The organism is Bradyrhizobium sp. HKCCYLRH1034, assembly GCF_051168375.1.
Classification (GTDB): domain Bacteria; phylum Pseudomonadota; class Alphaproteobacteria; order Rhizobiales; family Xanthobacteraceae; genus Bradyrhizobium.
Genome location: NZ_JBNPUW010000001.1, coordinates 713,709 through 733,155, shown reverse-complemented (window position 1 = coordinate 733,155; position 19,447 = coordinate 713,709). Strand labels below are relative to the sequence as shown.

The 19,447-nt window shown below is 65.2% G+C and carries 18 protein-coding genes; 17 read left to right on the top strand and 1 reads right to left on the bottom strand.

Annotation, left to right across the window (positions count from 1 at the left end; all coding sequences use genetic code 11):
- Window positions 1-22: 22 nt before the first annotated feature.
- From gspD to ACQR0W_RS03225, 12 genes are all read left to right on the top strand, one after another.
- Window positions 23-2,380 carry a type II secretion system secretin GspD gene (gene gspD, locus ACQR0W_RS03280; protein ID WP_316170697.1) on the top strand — a complete coding sequence of 786 codons (2,358 nt, stop codon included), beginning with the start codon at window positions 23-25 and terminating at the stop codon, window positions 2,378-2,380.
- A complete protein-coding gene (locus tag ACQR0W_RS03275; protein WP_315715583.1) occupies window positions 2,377-2,904 on the top strand; it encodes a tetratricopeptide repeat protein in 528 nt (175 codons plus the stop codon). The genes gspD and ACQR0W_RS03275 overlap by 4 nt, the downstream gene beginning before the upstream one ends.
- Window positions 2,905-3,017: 113 nt before the next feature.
- Window positions 3,018-4,694: a GspE/PulE family protein gene (locus ACQR0W_RS03270; protein ID WP_316170674.1), complete on the top strand. Its 1,677-nt coding sequence runs from the start codon at window positions 3,018-3,020 to the stop codon at window positions 4,692-4,694.
- A gap of 4 nt (window positions 4,695-4,698) precedes the next feature.
- Window positions 4,699-5,913, top strand: coding sequence for a type II secretion system F family protein (locus ACQR0W_RS03265; RefSeq protein ID WP_316170673.1), 1,215 nt, complete (start codon window positions 4,699-4,701; stop codon window positions 5,911-5,913).
- 18 nt (window positions 5,914-5,931) lie between these two features.
- Window positions 5,932-6,411 (top strand): type II secretion system major pseudopilin GspG, encoded by a 480-nt coding sequence (gene gspG, locus ACQR0W_RS03260; RefSeq protein ID WP_315715586.1) that lies wholly within the window; start codon window positions 5,932-5,934, stop codon window positions 6,409-6,411.
- 2 nt (window positions 6,412-6,413) lie between these two features.
- Window positions 6,414-6,887 (top strand): prepilin-type N-terminal cleavage/methylation domain-containing protein, encoded by a 474-nt coding sequence (locus ACQR0W_RS03255; protein ID WP_315715587.1) that lies wholly within the window; start codon window positions 6,414-6,416, stop codon window positions 6,885-6,887.
- A complete protein-coding gene (locus tag ACQR0W_RS03250; RefSeq protein ID WP_316170696.1) occupies window positions 6,868-7,269 on the top strand; it encodes a PulJ/GspJ family protein in 402 nt (133 codons plus the stop codon). The genes ACQR0W_RS03255 and ACQR0W_RS03250 overlap by 20 nt, the downstream gene beginning before the upstream one ends.
- The gene (locus ACQR0W_RS03245; protein WP_315715588.1) at window positions 7,269-7,970 is read left to right on the top strand and encodes a PulJ/GspJ family protein; all 702 of its coding nucleotides are present in this window, start codon (window positions 7,269-7,271) and stop codon (window positions 7,968-7,970) included. Before ACQR0W_RS03250 ends, ACQR0W_RS03245 begins: the two co-directional genes overlap by 1 nt.
- Window positions 7,971-7,972: 2 nt before the next feature.
- A complete protein-coding gene (locus ACQR0W_RS03240) occupies window positions 7,973-8,914 on the top strand; it encodes a general secretion pathway protein GspK (protein ID WP_316186888.1) in 942 nt (313 codons plus the stop codon).
- Window positions 8,911-10,014 carry a PilN domain-containing protein gene (locus tag ACQR0W_RS03235; RefSeq protein WP_316186876.1) on the top strand — a complete coding sequence of 368 codons (1,104 nt, stop codon included), beginning with the start codon at window positions 8,911-8,913 and terminating at the stop codon, window positions 10,012-10,014. Before ACQR0W_RS03240 ends, ACQR0W_RS03235 begins: the two co-directional genes overlap by 4 nt.
- Window positions 10,011-10,568, top strand: a complete 558-nt coding sequence (gene gspM, locus ACQR0W_RS03230; protein WP_315715591.1) for a type II secretion system protein GspM — start codon at window positions 10,011-10,013, stop codon at window positions 10,566-10,568. The genes ACQR0W_RS03235 and gspM overlap by 4 nt, the downstream gene beginning before the upstream one ends.
- On the top strand, window positions 10,565-11,251 hold the full coding sequence (locus ACQR0W_RS03225; RefSeq protein ID WP_316186875.1) for a hypothetical protein: 687 nt from the start codon (window positions 10,565-10,567) through the stop codon (window positions 11,249-11,251). Before gspM ends, ACQR0W_RS03225 begins: the two co-directional genes overlap by 4 nt.
- 86 nt (window positions 11,252-11,337) lie before the next feature.
- On the opposite strand, the gene ACQR0W_RS03220 is transcribed toward ACQR0W_RS03225, so the two are convergent.
- A complete protein-coding gene (locus tag ACQR0W_RS03220) occupies window positions 11,338-11,640 on the bottom strand; it encodes a hypothetical protein (protein WP_316170669.1) in 303 nt (100 codons plus the stop codon).
- Window positions 11,641-12,214: 574 nt separating this feature from the next.
- On the opposite strand from ACQR0W_RS03220, the gene ACQR0W_RS03215 reads away from it, so the two are divergent.
- The 5 genes from ACQR0W_RS03215 (at window position 12,215) to ACQR0W_RS03195 (ending at window position 19,242) form a co-directional block, all read left to right on the top strand.
- The gene (locus ACQR0W_RS03215; protein WP_316164823.1) at window positions 12,215-14,209 is read left to right on the top strand and encodes a multicopper oxidase domain-containing protein; all 1,995 of its coding nucleotides are present in this window, start codon (window positions 12,215-12,217) and stop codon (window positions 14,207-14,209) included.
- Window positions 14,210-14,837: 628 nt separating this feature from the next.
- Entirely contained in the window at window positions 14,838-15,296 is a 459-nt protein-coding gene (locus tag ACQR0W_RS03210; RefSeq protein WP_315752014.1) for an FMN-binding protein, read from the top strand.
- Complete coding sequence (locus ACQR0W_RS03205) at window positions 15,277-16,167, top strand: FAD:protein FMN transferase (protein ID WP_316170668.1); 891 nt, start codon at window positions 15,277-15,279, stop codon at window positions 16,165-16,167. The genes ACQR0W_RS03210 and ACQR0W_RS03205 overlap by 20 nt, the downstream gene beginning before the upstream one ends.
- Entirely contained in the window at window positions 16,157-16,687 is a 531-nt protein-coding gene (locus ACQR0W_RS03200) for a hypothetical protein (protein WP_316170667.1), read from the top strand. The genes ACQR0W_RS03205 and ACQR0W_RS03200 overlap by 11 nt, the downstream gene beginning before the upstream one ends.
- A 1,232-nt stretch (window positions 16,688-17,919) precedes the next feature.
- The gene (locus ACQR0W_RS03195) at window positions 17,920-19,242 is read left to right on the top strand and encodes a dicarboxylate/amino acid:cation symporter (protein ID WP_315715597.1); all 1,323 of its coding nucleotides are present in this window, start codon (window positions 17,920-17,922) and stop codon (window positions 19,240-19,242) included.
- Window positions 19,243-19,447 lie beyond the last annotated feature (205 nt).

The following is a 19,447-nucleotide window of genomic DNA, read 5'->3' as shown; positions in this document are numbered from 1 at the left end:
TAGAATGGACTCGGCAGATCGGGTGGGCGGGCGAGTGGTTGAAATTGCTGATTTGAGCGCAGCTTGGCTGCGATGCCGCACGCTCGCAACGTTGCTCACGATGTCGGTCGCGTTGGCGGGCTGCAACCCGGCGACGCTCGGCAGCGATAGCCGCGGCGATGACGTGCTTGACAAGGTCGGCCGGATCGACCTTTCGCCGCGCTATCCCAGGCAGGCCATGCCGGAGCAGTCGCCGGCGGCGCGGCGCGCCCGTGCCGAGATCTATGGCGGCAACGACGATGCACGGGATGCCAGGGACGCGCGAGCGGAAGCGCCGGCCGCGGGCTCGCTTCCGATCCAGCAGGTGGCCGCGCATTCGCAGCCGGTTGGCAACGGGTTCGAGCTGAACTTCGAGAATACGCCGATCGCGACGGTGGCCAAGGTGGTGCTCGGCGACGTTCTCGGCGTCGGCTACACCATCGATCCAAGGATCCAGGGAACGGTCAGCCTGTCCTCGGTGCGCCCGGTCCCGAAATCGGACGTTGCCTACGTGCTCGAGAACGCGCTCCGGCTCTCGGGGACGGCGCTGGTTCGCGACAACTCCGGATACCGGCTGATTCCACTCGGCGACGCGGTGGGTGCCGGCAACGTCGATCCCGCCGGAGGCTCGGCAGAGCCCGGTTACGGCATCTCCGTGCTGCCGCTGCAATATGTCTCCGCCCCGACACTGCTGAAGCTGCTCGACAGCTTTGCACTCAAGCCCGGCACGGTGCGCGCCGATCCCGGCCGCAACCTGCTGCTGATCCAGGGGACGGGCGCCGAGCGCCGCACCGCGATCGATGCCGCGCTGAGCTTCGATGCGGACTGGATGCGCGGACAGTCGGTCGGAATCTTTCCCATCGTCAATGGCAATCCCGAGCCGATCGTCGCCGAGCTCGAGAAGATCATGGACACCGGCGACAGCGGGCTCGGCCAGAACATGGTCAAGTTCCAGACCGTCAGCCGGATGAACGCCGTCATGGTCATCAGCCGCAAGCCGGCGCTGCTGCATACGGCGGAGACCTGGATCAAGCGGCTCGATGCCGGCAACACGCTGCGCAACAGCGTCCATGTCTACCGTGTCAAGTATGGCGAGGCGCGCCAGATGGCGCGGGTGCTGAACGACATGTTCACCGGAAACGCGGGCAGCGCGGCCGAGGCATCGTCGACTGACCTCGCTCCCGGGTCCGGAGCATCGTCGAGCTCGAGCAGCGAACGGCTCTCGGCCGCCGGCACGACGGCCCAGTCGGGCGGCTTCGCGAGCCAGCAGCAGGGCAACGCCGGCCTGGTCGCCAACCGCGGCTTCGGCGGGGCGCCGCCGCCGACCCAGGCCGGCCTCGATGCGGGATCGGAATCGCGCGCATCGGGTTCGGGCGGCAAGCCGCTCATGGAGGGCGTGCGGATCACCCCCGACGTCGTCAACAACACGCTTCTCATCTATGCCGACAGGGAAAACTACCGGCTGATCGAAGCTACCCTGCGTCAGTGCGATCGTCCGCAGCTGCAGGTCGCGATCGACGCGACGATCGCCGAAGTCACGCTCAACGATTCGCTGAACTACGGCGTGCAGGCCTATCTCACCAGCAAGAACCTCGGCCTGAGGCCGGACCAGGGCTCAGTGCTCAACACCACCTCGACATCGGCGCCGGCAACGGTCGCCTCGGCCGCGGGAACGATCACCAACGCCTTTCTCAGCCGCGCTTTTCCCGGGTTCAATTTCCTGGTCGGGTCGGAATCCCAGCCGAGCGCGATCCTCAGCGCGCTGCATACGGTCACCGACGTCAAGGTGCTGTCCAACCCATCGCTGGTGGTGATCGACAACCAGGCGGCGACATTGCAGGTCGGCGACCAGGTGCCGGTCTCGACCGGCAGCGCCACGGTGCTGACGACCAACAACACGGTCGTCAACACGATCGACTACCGCAACACCGGAATCATCCTGCGCGTCGCACCGCGGGTCAACGAGAACGGCAACGTCCGGCTGGAGATCGAGCAGGAGATCAGCAACGTCTCGCCGCAGACCGTCAACAGCCTCACGCCGACGGTCGCCCAGCGCAAGGTGAAGAGCTCGGTGGCAGTTGCCAGCGGCCAGACCGTGCTGCTGGCCGGTCTCATCAGCGAAACCCATCAGGGCACCCGCAGCGGCGTGCCGGGGATCGACCAGATCCCGGGCCTCGGCGACCTCTTCAGCAACAACGACCGCAGCCGCGGGCGGACCGAGCTGATCATCTTCATTCGCCCCCAGATCATCCGCGACGGGACCGACGCCCATTACGTCGCCGAGGAGCTGCGCTCCAAGCTGCGCGGCACGATCAGGCCTGTCTCGACGAGTGCGCTTCAGACACCGCGGGTCAATCGATGATGCGGCATGCGACGACGGCCTTCGCTGTTCTGGCGCTCGCCTTCGGCATCGTCGCGGCCGACGCGCGGCCGCGCGGCGACGCATGGGCCGCGCTGGCGCGCGGCGAGTATGTCAGGGCGGCCGCAGCGTTGGCGCCGATGGCGCAGAGTGGACATCCGCCCGCCATGACCGCGCTCGGCTACATGTATGAAAACGGGTTCGGCGTCCCGCAGTCCTACGAGGCGGCGGTCGAGCTCTATATCGGAGCCGCCGAGCGCGGCGACCCGACGGCGCAGCACCTCTTGGGTCTGAGCTACGACAAGGGGCATGGCGTCTGCCAGGACCTCGTGCTGGCCTACAAATGGCTCAATCTTGCAGCGGCCGCAGCGCCCAATCGTCTGCGCGAACCTTATTTGCGAATCCGGGACGCCATCGCGTTCAAGATGTCGCCCGATCAGATCGCCGACGGCCAACGGCTCGCGCTCGAATGGCGGCCGATGCAGCCCGGCGGAGTTCGCGCGACCGCATCGATTTCGGGTTTGTAGTTGTTCTAATCAGCTGACCGCAGAAGGGTCATCTTTGGTATCGAGAACGAACTGTTCGACAGTCCGGACCTCGGCAATGAGGTGATCGACAACGATCCGTCACGGGACGCGCCATGAGCTCGACTCCTCCTCTACGATTGGCCGACGATCTGCGGGATGGCCGGGAGCCGGTTCGGCTCGCCGCTGGACGGGTCGACGCTGCGGCGCAGGACCGCGCGGGGATGGGATCATCGACGGCGACCAATCCCGCAGGTCCCGAGTCCGCCGACGAGATCGCGCGGCAGCTCGGATTGACTCGGATCGCGCTGTCCGATTTGCTGGCGTCCAAACCGCTCACAGAACATTTTTCACGGCGCTTTCTGCGGGAGACGATGGTCTTCCCGTTCCAATCCGCCGGGCACGGACCATGCCTTGCGGTGGCGGATCCCCGCGACACCGCAGCGGCACGCGCCGCGGAGCTGGTGTTCGGCACGGCGGTCGAACTGGTGGTCGCCTCCGCCGAGGATGTTGCCACCGCGCTGAACCGGCTCGCCGGCGAGGACGAGGTACCGGCGCGCAGCGAAACGGCTGAGCCGCAGCTGCGCGACGACGACATCGAGGGCTTGCGCGACCTCGCCACCGGAGCGCCGGTGGTACGCGCGGTCAACGATCTGTTCGAGCGGGCGGTGGAGCTGCGCGCCAGCGACATCCATGTCGAGGCGATGCGGAGCGGGCTATCGGTCCGGATGCGTGTCGACGGCCTGCTGAAGCCGCTCCCTGAGCCGTCCGGCGTGCTGCCCCAAGCCGTCATCTCGCGCATCAAGATCGTCGCCGGGCTGAACATCGCGGAACGACGCCTGCCTCAGGATGGCGCTGCGCGGCTTCGCATCGGTCGCATCGAGTTGGACGTGCGCGTCGCCGTGATGCCAACGCAATATGGCGAGTCGGCGGTGATCCGGCTGCTTCCCAAGGATCGGGGTCTGCTCGCGATCGAGAAGCTCGGCTTTTCTCCCCACGACGATCGATCGCTGCGCCGCCTGCTGGCGCTGCCGCACGGCATGATCGTGATCTGCGGGCCGACCGGCAGCGGCAAGACCACAACGCTCGCGACCGCTCTGTCGATCCTCAACGAGCCCACGCGCAAGATCCTCACCATCGAGGACCCGGTCGAGTATGAGATACCGGGGATCAACCAATCGCAGGTCAAGTCGTCGATCGGGCTGACCTTCGCCTCGGCCTTGCGCTCCTTCGTGCGGCAAGATCCCGATGTGATCATGGTCGGAGAGGTCCGTGACGGCGAGACCGCCCACGTCGCGGTCCATGCCGCGCTGACCGGCCATCTCGTGCTGACCACGCTGCATACCGAAAACGCTGCGGCGGCGGTACCGCGGTTGCTCGATCTCGGCGTGGGAGATTTTCTGTTGCGCTCGACGCTCCGCGCGGTGATCGCCCAGCGGCTGGTGCGCCGGCTGTGCGAGCGCTGCAGGTCGAAGCGGATGCTGAGCGCCGACGATCTCTGCGCGGACCCGCGCTACGCCGCGGTGGGCTTCGACGTCGGCGAGACGGTCTACGAGCCGGCGGGTTGCGAGCGCTGCGGCGGCACGGGCTATCGCGGCCGGCTCGGCATCTTCGAGGTTCTGGAGCTGAATCCGGAGATCCGGTCACTGATCCAGGGCACGACCGATGCGGCCGTGATCGACCGCGGCGCCATTCTGAACGGCATGACCACGATGCTCGACGATGGCATCGCGAAGTGCCGGGCCGGCGCCACGTCGGTCGCGGAAATCCTGCGCGTCACAACGTTACGGTGAGACGGTGAGCAAATTCCGCTATCGTGCACTGACCGAGAACGGCGACGTCGTGCACGGCACGATCTCGGCTGCCACCGTCAAGGAGGTGATCGACCGGATCGAGTATCTGCGGCTGCTGCCGATCGAGACGGTCGAGGAAAGGGCCGCGAGCGTCCTCGCCCGCGACGCGTTGGCGCTGTTCGGCGGTCCGACGCCTGGCGATGTCACGACCTTCACGCGCGATCTGGCGCTGTTGTTGAAGGCCGGAGCCCGCCTCGAGGACTCGCTCGAGCTTCTCGCTGGCGATGCCGATATCGGTCGGCTGCGTCCGATCGTCAGCCGGTTGCGATCCAGCGTCCTGGCTGGAGAAAGCTTCGCCGAAGCGCTGACGCATCATGCCTTGCAGTTTCCCGCGATGTACGTTGCGCTGGTGCGGGTCGGGGAGGTCTCGGGCACCCTCGATCATGTGCTCGATGTGCTCGGCGCCGAGCGGGCGCGCGCGGAGGCGATGCGTCGCAAGCTCAGCGACGCGATGCAGTACCCGCTGTTCGTCCTGATCGCCGCGCTTCTGGTGATGCTGTTCTTCTTCATCGTCGTGCTTCCGCAGTTCTCGGCGGTGCTGCGCGATTTCGGCGCCAGGTCCGACGCCGCCATCAACACGTTTCTCGACATCTCCGATTTCGTCCGTGGCAACGGCGCGGTGATCGCGCTGTCGGCGAGCGCGCTGATTGCCGCCGCTCTCCTCCTCCTTGGCCGCGCAAGCGTACGCGCTGCCGCGATCGCGCGGGTCTGCCGGCTTCCTGGCCTCGCAACCGTGTTCAGGTCGTATCGCACGAGCGTATTCTGCCGCAATCTCGCGATCCTGCTCGGCAGCGGGCTGACCTTGACGACGACGCTGCGCATCCTGGTCGACATCATGGCGGCCACCGGCAGCGCCGCGGCGTGGAACGCCGCGGCCGACCGCGTTCGTCACGGCGGCAAGCTGTCGGAAGCGCTGGCAGCGACGAACATTCTGCCGGCCATGGCCACGCGGATGATCCGGATCGGCGAGGAGACCGGACAGCTGCCGGTTCTCGCCGGCCGCATCGCCGAGTTCTACGAGGCGAAGCTGCAGCGCGGCCTCGATCGCATCGTGGGCATCGTCGGTCCGGCCGCGATCATTCTCATCAGCACCGTCGTGGGCGGTCTCATCGTCTCGGTGATGACCGCGCTGCTGTCGGTGACGCAACTCGTCGGGTAGAACAAGATGGATCATCGCATGAAACAGTCAGGGATCAGCTGTACCGCGCGGCGGACCAACATTGCGCGCGACGACCCTCAGAGCGGCTTCACGCTCGTCGAGATGCTGGTCGTCATCGCCATCATCGGAATGATCATGGGTCTGATCGGACCGCGTGTGCTGTCATCCCTGAACGAATCCCGGGTCAAGACGGCCCGGATTCAAATTCAGAGTTTTTCGAGCGCGCTCGATCTGTTCTATCTCGACACCGGGCGCTATCCGACCTCGTCGGAAGGCCTGACCGCGCTGGTCCGGCCTGCCTCGACCATCGCAGGCTGGGCGGGTCCGTATCTCAAGGGAGGAAATGTCCCGAGCGATCCCTGGAATCACGCCTACGTCTACCGGTCGCCCGGACAGCATGTGCCCTATGAAATCGTGTCGTACGGATCGGACGGGCAGGAGGGCGGCGTGGATCTCGCCGCCGACATCTCTTCGTCGATCACGATGGGTGCCAAATAACGATGGTTGGCCGTGACGGCTGCGAGGCCGGCTTCACTCTGATCGAGATGGTCTGTGTGCTCGCGATCGTCGCGCTGCTGGCGTCCGTCGCGGTCCCCGCCGTCTCGCGGCAGACCTCGCGGCCGCAACTCGAGGCCTATGCGATCGAGGCTGCTGCGCTGCTGAAGGCCGATCGCAACGCCGCGATCAGGCGAGGCTTGGAGGTCGTGACTCGCATCGACGCGCAGGCGCGCTCGCTCAGCTCGGGCGCGAACGGGCAGGTCGTTCGCTTGCCGACGGACGTGCGGGTCGAGACGGTGCTGCCGCGTCGTTGCGACGATCGGCCCGCAATCCAGACCATCAGCTTCTTCGGATCGGGCATGTCGTGCGGCGGCGTCATCACGCTCACCCATCTCGATGCGGGCTACCAAATTCGCGTCAACTGGCTGACAGGAGGGATCGAGATTGTCCCGAGCACTGGTCTGTCGAGCCGATAGGCCGACGGCAGGATTTACCCTGATCGAGACATTGGTCGCGCTCGCGATCATGGCGGTGTCGCTCGTCGCCATCGGCGCGCTCATGGGGTCCTCGGCGCGCGGCAGCAGGAAGCTGGAGCAGCACGTCGCTCTGGTACAGGCGGCCTATAACGCGCTGTGGCTGGCCTTTCCGTCCCGCCTGCGGCCGGCATCGGCGACCCAGTCAGGGGAGTCGACGGCACATCTCTGGCGCGCGCAGGCGGAGCCATTCGCCATCGATGGCGGCGCACCGGACAGCGCGTCGGCGTGGATCCCAATGAAGATCGTGCTCCAGGTGCGATCGCCATCGGGCGCGACCATGGAGCTGGAAACCGTCCGGCTGTTTCGAAGGCGGGCCGAGTGATGGCGACGCGGACCAACGATACTCAAGCCGGCTTCACCCTCGTGGAAGTCCTCGTCGCCATGGTCTTGATGGGGCTGCTGATCTCCGCGCTGCTCGCGATCACATCGCAATGGCTGCCGAACTGGGATCGCGGCCTGTATCGCATCCAACGCAGCGAATCCATCAGCATGGCGCTCGATCGCATCGGCGCCGATATCGCGGCCTCCGAATTCATCAAGCCGGATGGGCAGGCCAAGTCGGTTCTGTTCGACGGATCGGAGACGTCGATCACGCTCGTCCGAACGGCGCTCGGACCGCATCGGGGCCGGGGACTGGACGTGGTCCGCATCACCGAAGGCGGCGGCGATGGCGCGGCGTTGACCCGCACCCGCGCGGCATTCGCGCCCGGCAGTCCGTCCGCCCGGGATTTCGGTGATCCAGTGGTGCTGCTGAAGGCGCCGTACCGGGTGTCGTTTGCCTATGCGGGGACAGACCGGATCTGGAGTCCATCGTGGCAGAATGCAGAAAGGCTGCCTGCGGCCGTGCGGGTGACGGTGCACGACGGAAGCCGCGCAAGCGCACCGTCGCTGTCACGGATCGCCGTCATTCGTGTTTCGGCGCCGCCCGACAGCGTCTGCCGGCCTGCGGACCCCACCTGCGACAGACATGCGCTCTCGGCCGATGCAACGGTCGGGCGCGCCTCCACGGCATCGAAGCAATGATGATGTGGCGACAGAAGCACCCGCGAGATCCGGATCCCGATGATCGGGAAGGCGGCTTCGTGCTCATTGCGGTGCTGTGGCTCCTGGTCTCGCTGGCTGGACTGGCAGGAGCCTTGTCCGTCTATCTCGTCAGCACCTCTCAACGCCTGTCGCTCGATGATGCTCGCCTGCGATCGGCGGCGCTGGCCTCGGCAGGCCTGGAGCTTGCAGCCTACAGATTGTCCGCGTCGCCGAAGCCGCAGCGCCCCGCCGCCGGCGCCTTTTCATTCCGGCTCGATCATGCGCAGGTTTCGGTCACGTTCCGGTCGGAAGCCGCCCGAATCGATCTCAACCAGGCATCCAGGCAGATGCTGGCCAACCTGTTCGAGGTTCTCGGCGCGCGCGCGGACAAGGCCGGCGAGTATGCCGAGCGGATCGTCGGCTGGCGAACGCCGCCGGCCGACAACGTTGCGGATGCGGAGCGCGATCTCTATCGCACGGCCGGCGCGGACTACATGCCTCGTTCCGCGCCGTTCGCAAACGTCGAGGAGCTTCGACTGGTGCTCAACCTGCCGCCGCCGCTGGTCGACAGAGCCATGTCCTTCGTCACCGTTTTCAGCGGCCGGCGCGAGATCGACGCGCTGGAGGCCGCCCCCGAGGTGGTGGCCGCGCTTCCCGGGATGACCCAGGAGCAGTTGAAGAGCTTCCTCGATCAGCGGGCGGGCCTGCGCCGCGACGTCAGGTCGCTCAACGCGGCGCTGGGGCCGGCGCGCGCCGGAGCGACCTTGGAGGTCGCCGATGCCGTCCGCGTGTGGGTCACGATCGGCTTTGACGGCGGTCGCAGGGCCGCAACGGAAGCGGTCATCCTGCTGGGCGATGGTGAGGATCCTTACCGCGTCCTGGCGTGGCGCGAAGATGTCAACACTCCGGGGATGCTTCGGCAAACAGGAAAGGCGCCGAGATGACGATGTCGACGCGCGTGCGCCGCGAACTGGCGGCCTGGATCGGCTCCGTCGCCGAAGCCGTGGTGGCCGCGATAGGCCGGCTCACCATCAAGCCGTCTGTCCGGCTGATCGAGATTGAACGGAACGTCTTCATCATGCGGATGCTCGCGCGACCCGGGCGATCCGTCCCGCCCGATTGTCGCATTCTCCTGCCGGACGGCGACGCGAGCCTGCCCGCGCCTCCGGAGAGCTGGAAGGCGGCCGTTCACGGCAGCCGGATCGAAGTCGTGCTGAGGCCGGACCGTTTTCTCTGGCGGCCGCTGGATCTGCCCAAGCGCGCCGTCGAGTTTCTCGATGCCATGGTCCGCTCGCAGCTCGACCGGTTGACGCCGTGGTCGGCGCATGAGGCCGTGTTCGGCAGGACTGCGCCGGTCGAGATATCGAGTGAGCGCATCCAAACAACCGTGATCGCCGCGCCAAGGCCGAAGCTGGAATCTCTCATTCGCCTCGCCGAGTCCTGGCGGGCTGGATCGATCATCCTGTTTGCTGCGCCCGAGACGGCGCCGATGCCGGTCGACGACCAGCTCACCGCAACCAATGCAACGAGGTTGACCGAGCAGCGCCTGGGGGGATCGCTCGACGTCGGCCGTGTCAGTCGGGTCCTGGCCGCTCTGTTGATCGTCGCCGCAATCTCAGCGGCGCTGTCTTTCGCGGCGGCGAGCCTGCTGGGCGAGAAGCTGGACGAGCAGCAACGCCAGCTCACGCGGAGGATCTCCGAGCGGCGCGCAGCGCTGCGCCTCGATCTGCAAGGCACCGACACCGCCGCGCTGCGAGGCCTGATGCGACGCAAGCAGGAAAGCCCCGCGGCGGTCGTGCTGATGGAGGCGCTGTCCCGGATCCTGCCCGATAACACGTATGTGACCGAGCTGCGGATCGAGAAAGACAGACTGCAAATCGTCGGAATGACCCAGGATGCGCCGGCACTGGTCAAACTGATCGAGCAGTCGGCGCACTTCACGCGCGCGACCTTCTTCGCGCCGACCACGCGTTCGGCTGACGATCCCGGAGAACGGTTCCATATCGAAGCGGGCATCAAGCCCCATTTTGGACTCGGCACATGAGCGTCGCAAAGCTCGTCACGGACAATTCCGCATCGCCCTCGATCGCCGCCGCCGCCTATGCGGGACTGCTGATCGTGCTGATCTCGGTCACGGTGCTGTCGATCAAGAGCATGATCGATCAGCGCAGCGAAGTGATCTCGCTCGCCGATACACTCCACCTGTTCGACGCCCACAGCATGGCGGCCGCGCGTCAGGACGGCAACGGCGATGCCGGCATGACGGGATCGGCCTTTCTCGAAGGACCGACGGTGACCGTGGCAGGAGCAGCGCTGCTGCAGCGCCTCGGCGACGTGGTGACGCGTCACGGCGGCAGCGTGTCGTCGTCGCAGCTCGATGTGCAGGGCCCCCGCGCCAAGGACGGTCATATCAGCGGGAGCGCGAGCTTCGAGGCCGGTCAGTCCGATCTGCAGCCGATCCTCTACGATCTGGAGGCCGGCATGCCCTGTCTGTTCGTCGACGAACTGGTCGTCGAGGGGAACGCGCCCGCGGCGGCATCCGGCGGAAAATTACGCGTGCTGATGACGGTCTCCGGACAGTGGCAGGGCCCGCAATGAGTAGTCGCGCGAAGCTTTGCATGATCGGCTGTTGCAGCGTTCTGGCGGTGGCGTCGGCGTTCGGCATCGCCCATTCGGCCGGTCTGGACGTCTCGGGAGCGGTCTCCGCCGAACAGCCGAACGGAACGGCGCAAGCCTCGTCCATCGCGCAGCGAACGCCATCGCGAACCGGCAACCCATTATGGGGCATTCCGCTCGAGCAGCTGTCGGCGACGCGCGAGCGCCCGCTATTTTCGCCGTCGCGCCGCCCTCCGCCGACGGAGGCTCCGCTGCCGGCCGTCGTGGAGGCTCCGGTGGTGCAGGGGCCGCCCGCACCGGAAAGGCCGCAACTCGCGCTCGTCGGCACCGTCGTGAACGGAGACCGCGGCCTTGCGGTGTTCGTCGATACGAGCAGCAAGACGCCGTTGCGGATCAGAACCGGCGCGGACTATCAGGGTTGGACGCTGCGTCTCGTCGAGGCGAGATCGGTCACGCTGCAACGGGGTGAGGACGTCACCGTTCTCACGCTGCTGCCGGCGCAGGCGCCGGCCCAGCCGACAAATTCAGCTAACGAAAGCTTTGCGCAGATACCGTCAACCCCCACTGCGCCTCCGCTGGCTCAAGCAGGGCCGCCCTTTCTGTCGCCCGAGTCGAGGCTGCTCCGGATGCATCAACGCCAACGCTCGGGACGCCGTCAATTGTAAGGATGGATCCGATCTGGATCGAAGCGTGATGATAGGCGCCGGCAGGCCGCACCGACAAAAGCGATGCGGCTCTCGGTCGATGGCGCTCAGCGCTTGCACAATCCGCTCGTCAGCACCCATCCCTTGTCCGTGAGAGCCGCGGAGACGATGTCGAAATACAGGCGCTTGTCGGGGTCGTCCTCCGATACGAAAGAGACCTGGCACAGGAAACGCCCGCCCTGGTCGCCCTTGTCGCAGGTCGCCTCGACGATCTTGAGGCCCTTGTCGTGGCGGACGCCGGATGACGGCGCCTCCTGCTCGTAGGCTTTCTGGATGATCTCGGTGGTCGGTGCTCCACAGGCCATGCCGGTTACGTTGCAGGCCCATGCGAGAACAACAGCAAGCAGCATCGTTCGGTCTCCTCGGAGCGGGGCACTCACAAACATGTCCGGCAGCGTTCGCGTCCGACACGATCTCATGAGCTTCATGGCGAGCTACGAGAGCTGGTTGTCGTTTTTGTGTCGCTGCTGTCCGCCACGCGCACAACGCAGGCGTCTGGACGTGTAGTTAGATCGATTCTTAAACGCCGGTCGGCAATTCTCACAAAGCGAAAGAAAACGTCACAAAGGAGCCACCCGACATGGCGACGAAGGCCGAGGGGACGATGCGGCAGATCGGCTGATGAGTTCGGACTGCTCATTCGAATTCCGCATCCCGGGGACGGTGATCGTTCCTACCGGTGTATCTCGAGCCAGATGGGGATCAGGCATGTTAGTTGGGCGTGTGCGCAAGCCAACTCTGCGTTTACTGACATCGGCGGCCGCGATGTTGGCAGGTTTGACCGCTGCGGGTCCTGCGGCGCAGGCCCACGATCTGGCCGAGCCGACGGTGTTCAGGAGTTGGCATGGCGTGCTCGATCTGCTGATGATCGCGCGCCCCAAGCCGATCTCGACGATCACCTATGAGCCCCCTGGGGGCTCGCCGATGAACCCGACCGGCTGGGTCTACGAGATCTGTCGGCGGCCGGCCTCAGGCGACAAATGTCCTGCCGGCGCCGCGGTGGCGGATTATGGTGGCGTGCGACTGGCGCTGCAGAAGGGGGATACGCTGAAGATCAGGCTGGTGAACCAGCTGCCGCAGCTCGACCCTGCCAAGGTGAATCACAACACCGATCCCGGCCAGGCCAATTTGTTTCGCAATCCGACCAACCTGCATACCCATGGGCTGATCGTCGAGCCGCGCGCGCCGACGCTGACCGACCAGACGTTCGGGGACTACGTCTTCGTTCAGATCTTCAACTCGGCCAACGGCATGCCGGTGCCGCAGACCACCCATCAGCACGGCTCCAACAAGATGGACTCCGCGGATTACCGCATCGAGATTCCGCGCAACCACCCGTCGGGCCAGTTCTGGTTTCACCCGCACATCCACGGCATCTCGCTCAACCAGGTCTCGCAGGGCCTGGCGGGCATCATCTCGGTCGGCGAGGTCTCGGACTATGCGCATGGCGATGCCAGGCATTCGCCGTTTCCGGACGCGAGCGTGCGCCATCTGATCCTGAAGGATCTTCAGGTCGCGCCCGGCGGCCCGGTGCAGTTCGACAGCGGTCCGGTGGACGTCCAGCCCGGCGAGGTGATCAACCAGCAGGATCCGGGCTTCTGCGCCCAGTTTCCGGCAGACAGCTCCGAAGTGCGTGAGGGGGCGTGCCCGGGCGTCGATCTGTCGGCCGATGGCGGCTCCAACTTCTCCGGCGGCAAATGGTTCTTCACGGTCAACGGCCAGACGTTCCCGAAGATCAAGGTCACCGATCCCGATGGCGAGGTCTGGCGGCTCACCAATGCGTCCGGCAGCCTGTCCTACAATCTTCAGCTGACCGATGACGAGACGCAGAAGCCGATGGTCATGCAGCTGATCTCGGTCGACGGCGTGAGCGTGAACCTGCCGCAGGATACGACGATGGACACCATGGTTCGTCTCGGCGGCGCCCGCTTCAGGGTCGTTCCCTGTCCGCCGTCGCCAACGTCGGGCTTTCATTCGAAGCCGGTCTGCGTCACCCAGATGGTCATGATGCCGAGCTCGCGCACCGAGGTGTTCGTCACCTATCGCGATCCCGCGACAGGTGCGATCGCCAGCCTTGGGCGGTCCGCCTCCGCGACCTTCAAGATGGCCGGATTGACGATGGGTAGCGGCGATCAGTGGCCGGCGGTCGATCTCGCCAAGGTGCACTTCCACCAGCGCGGTTGGCGCAATCACATCGCCTACGCCATGGACATCAGGGGAGACGCCTTGGCGACCATGCAGCCGTCGGGCATCCTCGATGCCAAGGTGCCGTACGCGAACGCCGCGCCGCTGCGTGCCGGCTGCCGTCCGCTGCCGGCGGGGCATCGCCGCCGGATCTTCTTCGGCATCGCCGACCTGACCGACGACGGCACCTTCGGTCTCGGCTATGAGGAGGTCGATCAGAACGGCAACCCGGTGCCCGGCACCCAGCTCCCGGTGAGCCAGTTCGACCCGTCGCAGAACATCGTCTGTCTGCCGCTCGCGCCGGGACAGCGCCCCGTCCACGAGACCTGGGAGCTGGTGCAGCTGTCGACGGAAAATCACAACTTCCACATTCACCAGACGCGCTTCCGGACCGTCAACAGCAAGGCGGGAGAGAACACGCCGCTGTCGGTATCGCTGAACAGGAGCATCGGCGGGGGCATGCTGCAGGACAACGTCCCGCTCGGCGTCGCGACTCCGAACGTCCCGGAAGTAATGGAATCCCAGAGCGGGGTCTGCAGCATCGAGCAGTGGCGGAACGGGCAGTGCACGTCGAAGCCCGTGGTGGTTGATATCCCGTTCTCACAGGTCGGCGAGTTCGTCTATCACTGCCATATTCTCGAACATGAGGACGGGGGCATGATGGCGAAGATCAAGGTCGTGCCCTCGCCCTATGGCGGCAATCCATGGGAGGCAATGAACCAGATGCCGTGGTAGTTGCGGCAGCGGTCTTCTGCCATGCCGTTCACAGGGTCGGCGCCACATCTGCGGCGCCGACCTTCGTTTGTGCGCAGCGATGCTCTTGCGCGGCCGCCTTACCGCCGCGAAGGACGATCGCCTGCCAAACGCGACGCGCTTTCCAGCTCCTGTTCGAAGATGGGATTACGCATTTTGAATCGATCTAAACGGCTGCAAACGTCTTTGCATGACTTTGAAATGTCAGGCTCGCGTGCCGCAAGCTGCGCGAACGCGGTCCCCGCGATGTGGCGATCTGCAGCAACATTGTTATTCCCCAGCCGCTCCGGCAAATCGCCAACATCGACGCGGCAATTCGCCGCAATCGAAACACTACTCTCTCGACTGACATTCGGAGCCATTTGCAGCGCGCGTGGTTGCGAACGTCGCAAGGACGGAGGCAGACCCGCGAACGGGTAGGGCTGTTGCCGAGGCAAAGTGTGATCGATCGCTCGGGTTCATCGTCGCACTGAACTGGATGGTTCGGAGCGTCGCTGCTGCGGTTTAGACGGCTTCGCAGGAGAGGTTGACAGCGATCGATGCCCTGAGAAGACGAAAATGCGTTCGGCGAGGGAGGGCGTACCATGGAAACAAAGTTGAGGTGGACGAGATGAGCGATTGGTTGAAATGGACGGCGCCCGCCGTGGCCGTCATGTCGATCGCCGCACCGGCCCATGCCATTCAGTACATGAGCGTCGAAGAGGCGCAGAAGGCCGCTTTTCCGGGAGCCAGCTTTTCCGAAGTCCAGCCGGGCAGGGTATGGAAGTCGAGCAATGGCGGCTACTTCTATTACGATCACGTCGTTGGCAAGCACCTCCTGATCGACTACACGGTTGCCGTCGGACCCGACGGGCGGGTGCGTCGCGTCGACATTCTGAACTATCGCGAATCCTATGGCGGCGAGGTGCACGATGCCAGCTGGCTCGGTCAGTTCGTCGGCAAGAGCAGTCAGAACGAGCTTCGCATCAACTCCGACATTCGCAACATCTCGGGCGCTACGCTGTCCTCGACCCATTTGACCGAGGGCGTTAAGAAGGTGCTGTCGTATCATGCCAGCCACTTCCGCTAGCCTTCGACGAGCACGGGCTCTGCTCGGGACATTCGTCGAGATCGACGTCACGGATGCACGCCGCTGCGATGCGGAAAATGCCGTTGAAGCTGCGTTTTCCGCGGTGACCGACGTGCATCGGCTGATGAGTTTCCACGATCCCGACAGCGACGTGTCGCGGCTGAACCGCGCGGCATCGAGCGGCGTCGTGAAGGTGCATTCCTGGACCTACGCCGTGCTGAAGATGGCGCTCGATGTGACCCATCACTCCGACGGCGCCTTCGACGTTGCCGTCGCCGGCGCGGCAAGGCCGTCTGTGGGCTCGACGGCGCAAGCGGATGTCCCGCAGTCGACTGCGATCGAGTTGCTCGCCGACGACCGCGTCCGTTTCCGCGATTCCGCCGTCAAGATCGATCTCGGCGGCATCGCCAAGGGGTTCGCCGTGGACCGCGCGATCGCGGCGTTGCAGAGCCGCGGCGTGCGCTCCGCAATGGTCAATGCAGGTGGGGACCTCGCCGCCTTCGGGCCCGATGCCCGCATCGTCCACATTCGCGACCCACGTTTCCCGGACAGGCTTTTGTGCCAGGTCGAAGTAAGCAATGGGGCGCTCGCGTCGTCGGCGCGCCGCTTCGACCCGTTTCGATCGACGGAAACAATGGATACAGCGGTCGTCACGCCTTCGACCCGGCTGCCCACAAGGGCGGCCCACGGCGCCACCGTGAGCGCGCCAACTTGCATGGTTGCCGACGCGCTGACCAAGGTCGTCATGGTCGCCGGCGAGCAGTCCGCGGCGTCATTGGCGCGCTTCCAGGCGAGCGCCATGTTGATTGCGGCGAACGGCGACATTCATACGACACCGGACTGGCAAGGAGTTCACCAGCATGCGGCTTAAAGGCTTGTTTCGGTTCGCCCTCTACGGAATTCTCGGGCTCTTGTTCGCCAGCGGCGCGCTGTGGATCTATGCCGACCAGATGAAGACCCGCACGGAGCTGGACAGCGAGATGTGGCAGCAGGCCGCCGCATACCTGCTGAGCATACATGGCGGAACTGCAATGGTGACGCTGATGCTGCTTGGGGCGCTCGGTCCCATGCACGTCCAGCGCGCGTGGCGTGCCGGGAAGAATCGAGCGACCGGTATCGTCAGCCTCGCGATGTATGGTCTGCTCATCGCGACGGCGTTCGGGCTCTACTACGTCGGATCCGAAGCGCTTCGGCCCTGGATCAGCACGGTCCACATTGCGTTCGGGCTCGGCGTTCCGGCTGTCATCACCGCCCACATCATCGTCGGCCGCTCGAGCGTTGTCGCCACGGCTCAGTCCGTGCGGCCACAACGTGCGACCTCTCCGACCCTGGTTCCTGCCGATGCGCCTGCCGATGCCGATCTGGTCAACGTCATGAGCAAGGTAGGTTGACCGCATCCGGCGTTCGGCTGGCCGAGCAGGTCTCCATCCCGGCAACGATTTCCTTGCTCGCAGTTGGCCAACCGCCGCATGGAGGAATTTTCCGAGCCGGCGATCGTTGCCCATGAAATGGCTGTTTGATGACTCCCGATCAATCTCGGGCAGCTCGTGGTCTGCTCGACTGGTCTCAGGCTGAATTGGCTGCTCGATCCAATTTGAGTGAGAGTACCATTTGAGATTTCGAAAAAGGCCGCCGGATCCCGTCAATCAACAATTTGGCGGCCGTCAGGCGTGCCCTGGAGGCGGGAGGCGTGCAATTCATCGACGGCGACCAGCCCGGTGTCGCTGATAGTTAACTCCGATCGCTCAGATTCCAAAGCCGGCCTGGGCTCGCTAGCCGCCCATGGAATTGGCCATCATCTACTCTGCAGCCGCGGCAACTTCTGGCGAAGCCAATAGCCGAGTTCAACACTCGGATGCGACGGGCGCCGCGGGCGCCTCGCGTTTGCGATCAAGGCGCGAGAATAGCCAATGATGGCTCATTGGTCATTCGCCCTGTTCTTGACGCTTGCCCTGACGCGCCCGCAACCCGGGAAGTGGTTCGAGACCGATTTGGCAGTCCGTAGGCCGGCTCGCGTTCCGAATAGCGATGTAACCTATTGGAATTCCCAGGGTCGGTTTCTCTCTGTGTTTCAGAATGCGCGTTGATTTGTATAGCGGACCGCGCAACTTTTGATTCCGCCATTCGGAGGTTCGATCCCTCCGCTCCAGCCAGGTCGAGCGCGACCGGCAGGGCTGGATATTGCCGGTGGGAACCATGTCGCCGGCGCGTCCGATGTTTCGGACGCCTGCGACGGCAAATTTCCGGAAGTCCAGACAAGTCGCGGGCTGTGGCTTGGTCGCGCGCCGCGTGATGGTTCACAAATCGTAGCAAACTGAAGGACATGCAGGCGCCTCATGTGGCACCGCTCCGCTGGCACGATTGCTGCTTACTGAGCCGCCAAACGAGCGCCAGCTCCAGAACAACAGATGCGAGGGGACGTCCGGATGCCAGCCCACAGCTCATTCCTGACCTGAGACCCGGCGACAGGCGATCCCGCCTGTGCGAGCTTCTCGGGTCCGCCCCCGGCGCGGCCCGCGTCCAGACGCACGACGTTGCCCCGGCACGCAATGGAGCCGGCGCGGAAGCGGGTCATAGGCAGACCAGAGAGATAGACCGAGTGAGATCAGGGAGAGAAGATTCGATGTCTGCAACCACCACAGCGGCCGCGGCGCCGCAGAAACCGTTCTACCGGGTCCTCTATGTGCAGGTCCTGTTCGCGATCGTGCTCGGTGTCATCGTCGGCTGGCTCTGGCCCGAGCTCGGCAGGAACGAATGGATCAAGGCGCTGGGCGACGGCTTCGTCAAGCTGATCAAGATGGTGATCGCGCCGGTCATCTTCTGCACCGTCGTGTCGGGCATCGCGCATGTCTCCGAGGTGAAGAAGGTCGGCCGCGTCGCCGTCAAGGCGCTGATCTATTTCGAGATCGTCTCGACCTTCGCGCTCGCGCTCGGGCTCATCGTCGGCAATTTCATTCAGCCCGGGGCAGGCTTCCAGGGCCAGAGCAGCAACGCCGCCGCCGTCGCCAACTACGCCAAGCAGGCGAGCGAGATGAAGTCGGTCGACTTCGTGCTCCACATCATCCCGGACACGGTGGTGGGAGCGTTCGCGCAGGGCGAGATCCTGCAGGTGCTGCTGTTCTCGATTTTGTTCGGCATTTCGCTGATGACGCTCGGTGAGCGCGGCCATACGATGCGCGCGTTCATCGACGACGCCGCGCACGCGATCTTCGGCGTCATCGCCCTCGTGGTGAAGGCCGCTCCGATCGGCGCCTTCGGCGCCATGGCCTTCACCATCGGCCGCTACGGGCCGCAGGCGCTCGGCAACCTCGCCGGCCTGATCGCGACCTTCTATCTCACCGCGCTCACTTTCGTCGTGGTCGTGCTCGGCATCATCGCCCGCATTGCCGGGTTCTCGATCTTCAAGTTCCTCAAATACATCAAGGACGAGCTGCTGATCGTGCTCGGCACCTCGTCGTCCGAGAGCGCGCTGCCGCAGATGATGGAGAAGCTTGAACGCCTCGGCTGCTCCAAGCCGGTCGTCGGCCTGGTGGTTCCGACCGGCTACTCGTTCAATCTCGACGGCACCAACATCTACATGACGCTGGCGACGCTGTTCATTGCGCAGGCGATGAACGTTCACCTGTCCTTCGGTGAGCAGATCACGATCCTGCTGGTCGCGATGCTGACCTCGAAGGGCGCCTCGGGCATCACCGGCGCCGGCTTCATCACCCTGGCCGGAACGCTGGCGGCCGTGCGGCCGGAGCTCGTTCCCGGCATGGCGATCGTGCTCGGCATCGACAAGTTCATGAGCGAGTGCCGCGCACTGACCAATCTGTGCGGCAACGGCGTCGCCTGCGTGATCGTGGCGTGGTGGGAAGGCGAGCTCGATCGCGACAAGCTGCGCATCGCGCTCGATCGCGATATCGACCCGGCCGACGTCGAAGTCGCGGTCACGACGGGATAGGCCTGCGGTCGTGGGGGCGCTGCCGTCGCATTCCAGCGCCGGTGGCGCCGGCCGCGGCCATGCCCAATCGCGATGCCGCCAACATCTCGGATAATCTGCTAAGGTAGCGGCGGGCAGGGGCTCGCCGTGGAGGCATCCCGCCTGGTGCCGCAAGGTCGGCATGGTCTGACCATTGCGACGATACGGCGTATCGTGAACATGGTCG

Coding starts and splice junctions, on each gene's coding strand:
- ACQR0W_RS03275 (WP_315715583.1), top strand. CDS start 2,377: ATGATGCGGCATGCGACGACGGCCTTCGCTGTTCTGGCGCTCGCCTTC.
- ACQR0W_RS03270 (WP_316170674.1), top strand. CDS start 3,018: ATGAGCTCGACTCCTCCTCTACGATTGGCCGACGATCTGCGGGATGGC.
- gspG (WP_315715586.1), top strand. CDS start 5,932: ATGAAACAGTCAGGGATCAGCTGTACCGCGCGGCGGACCAACATTGCG.
- ACQR0W_RS03255 (WP_315715587.1), top strand. CDS start 6,414: ATGGTTGGCCGTGACGGCTGCGAGGCCGGCTTCACTCTGATCGAGATG.
- ACQR0W_RS03245 (WP_315715588.1), top strand. CDS start 7,269: ATGGCGACGCGGACCAACGATACTCAAGCCGGCTTCACCCTCGTGGAA.
- ACQR0W_RS03240 (WP_316186888.1), top strand. CDS start 7,973: ATGTGGCGACAGAAGCACCCGCGAGATCCGGATCCCGATGATCGGGAA.
- ACQR0W_RS03235 (WP_316186876.1), top strand. CDS start 8,911: ATGACGATGTCGACGCGCGTGCGCCGCGAACTGGCGGCCTGGATCGGC.
- gspM (WP_315715591.1), top strand. CDS start 10,011: ATGAGCGTCGCAAAGCTCGTCACGGACAATTCCGCATCGCCCTCGATC.
- ACQR0W_RS03225 (WP_316186875.1), top strand. CDS start 10,565: ATGAGTAGTCGCGCGAAGCTTTGCATGATCGGCTGTTGCAGCGTTCTG.
- ACQR0W_RS03220 (WP_316170669.1), bottom strand. CDS start 11,640: ATGCTGCTTGCTGTTGTTCTCGCATGGGCCTGCAACGTAACCGGCATG.
- ACQR0W_RS03215 (WP_316164823.1), top strand. CDS start 12,215: ATGAACCCGACCGGCTGGGTCTACGAGATCTGTCGGCGGCCGGCCTCA.
- ACQR0W_RS03210 (WP_315752014.1), top strand. CDS start 14,838: ATGAGCGATTGGTTGAAATGGACGGCGCCCGCCGTGGCCGTCATGTCG.
- ACQR0W_RS03205 (WP_316170668.1), top strand. CDS start 15,277: ATGCCAGCCACTTCCGCTAGCCTTCGACGAGCACGGGCTCTGCTCGGG.
- ACQR0W_RS03200 (WP_316170667.1), top strand. CDS start 16,157: ATGCGGCTTAAAGGCTTGTTTCGGTTCGCCCTCTACGGAATTCTCGGG.
- ACQR0W_RS03195 (WP_315715597.1), top strand. CDS start 17,920: ATGTCTGCAACCACCACAGCGGCCGCGGCGCCGCAGAAACCGTTCTAC.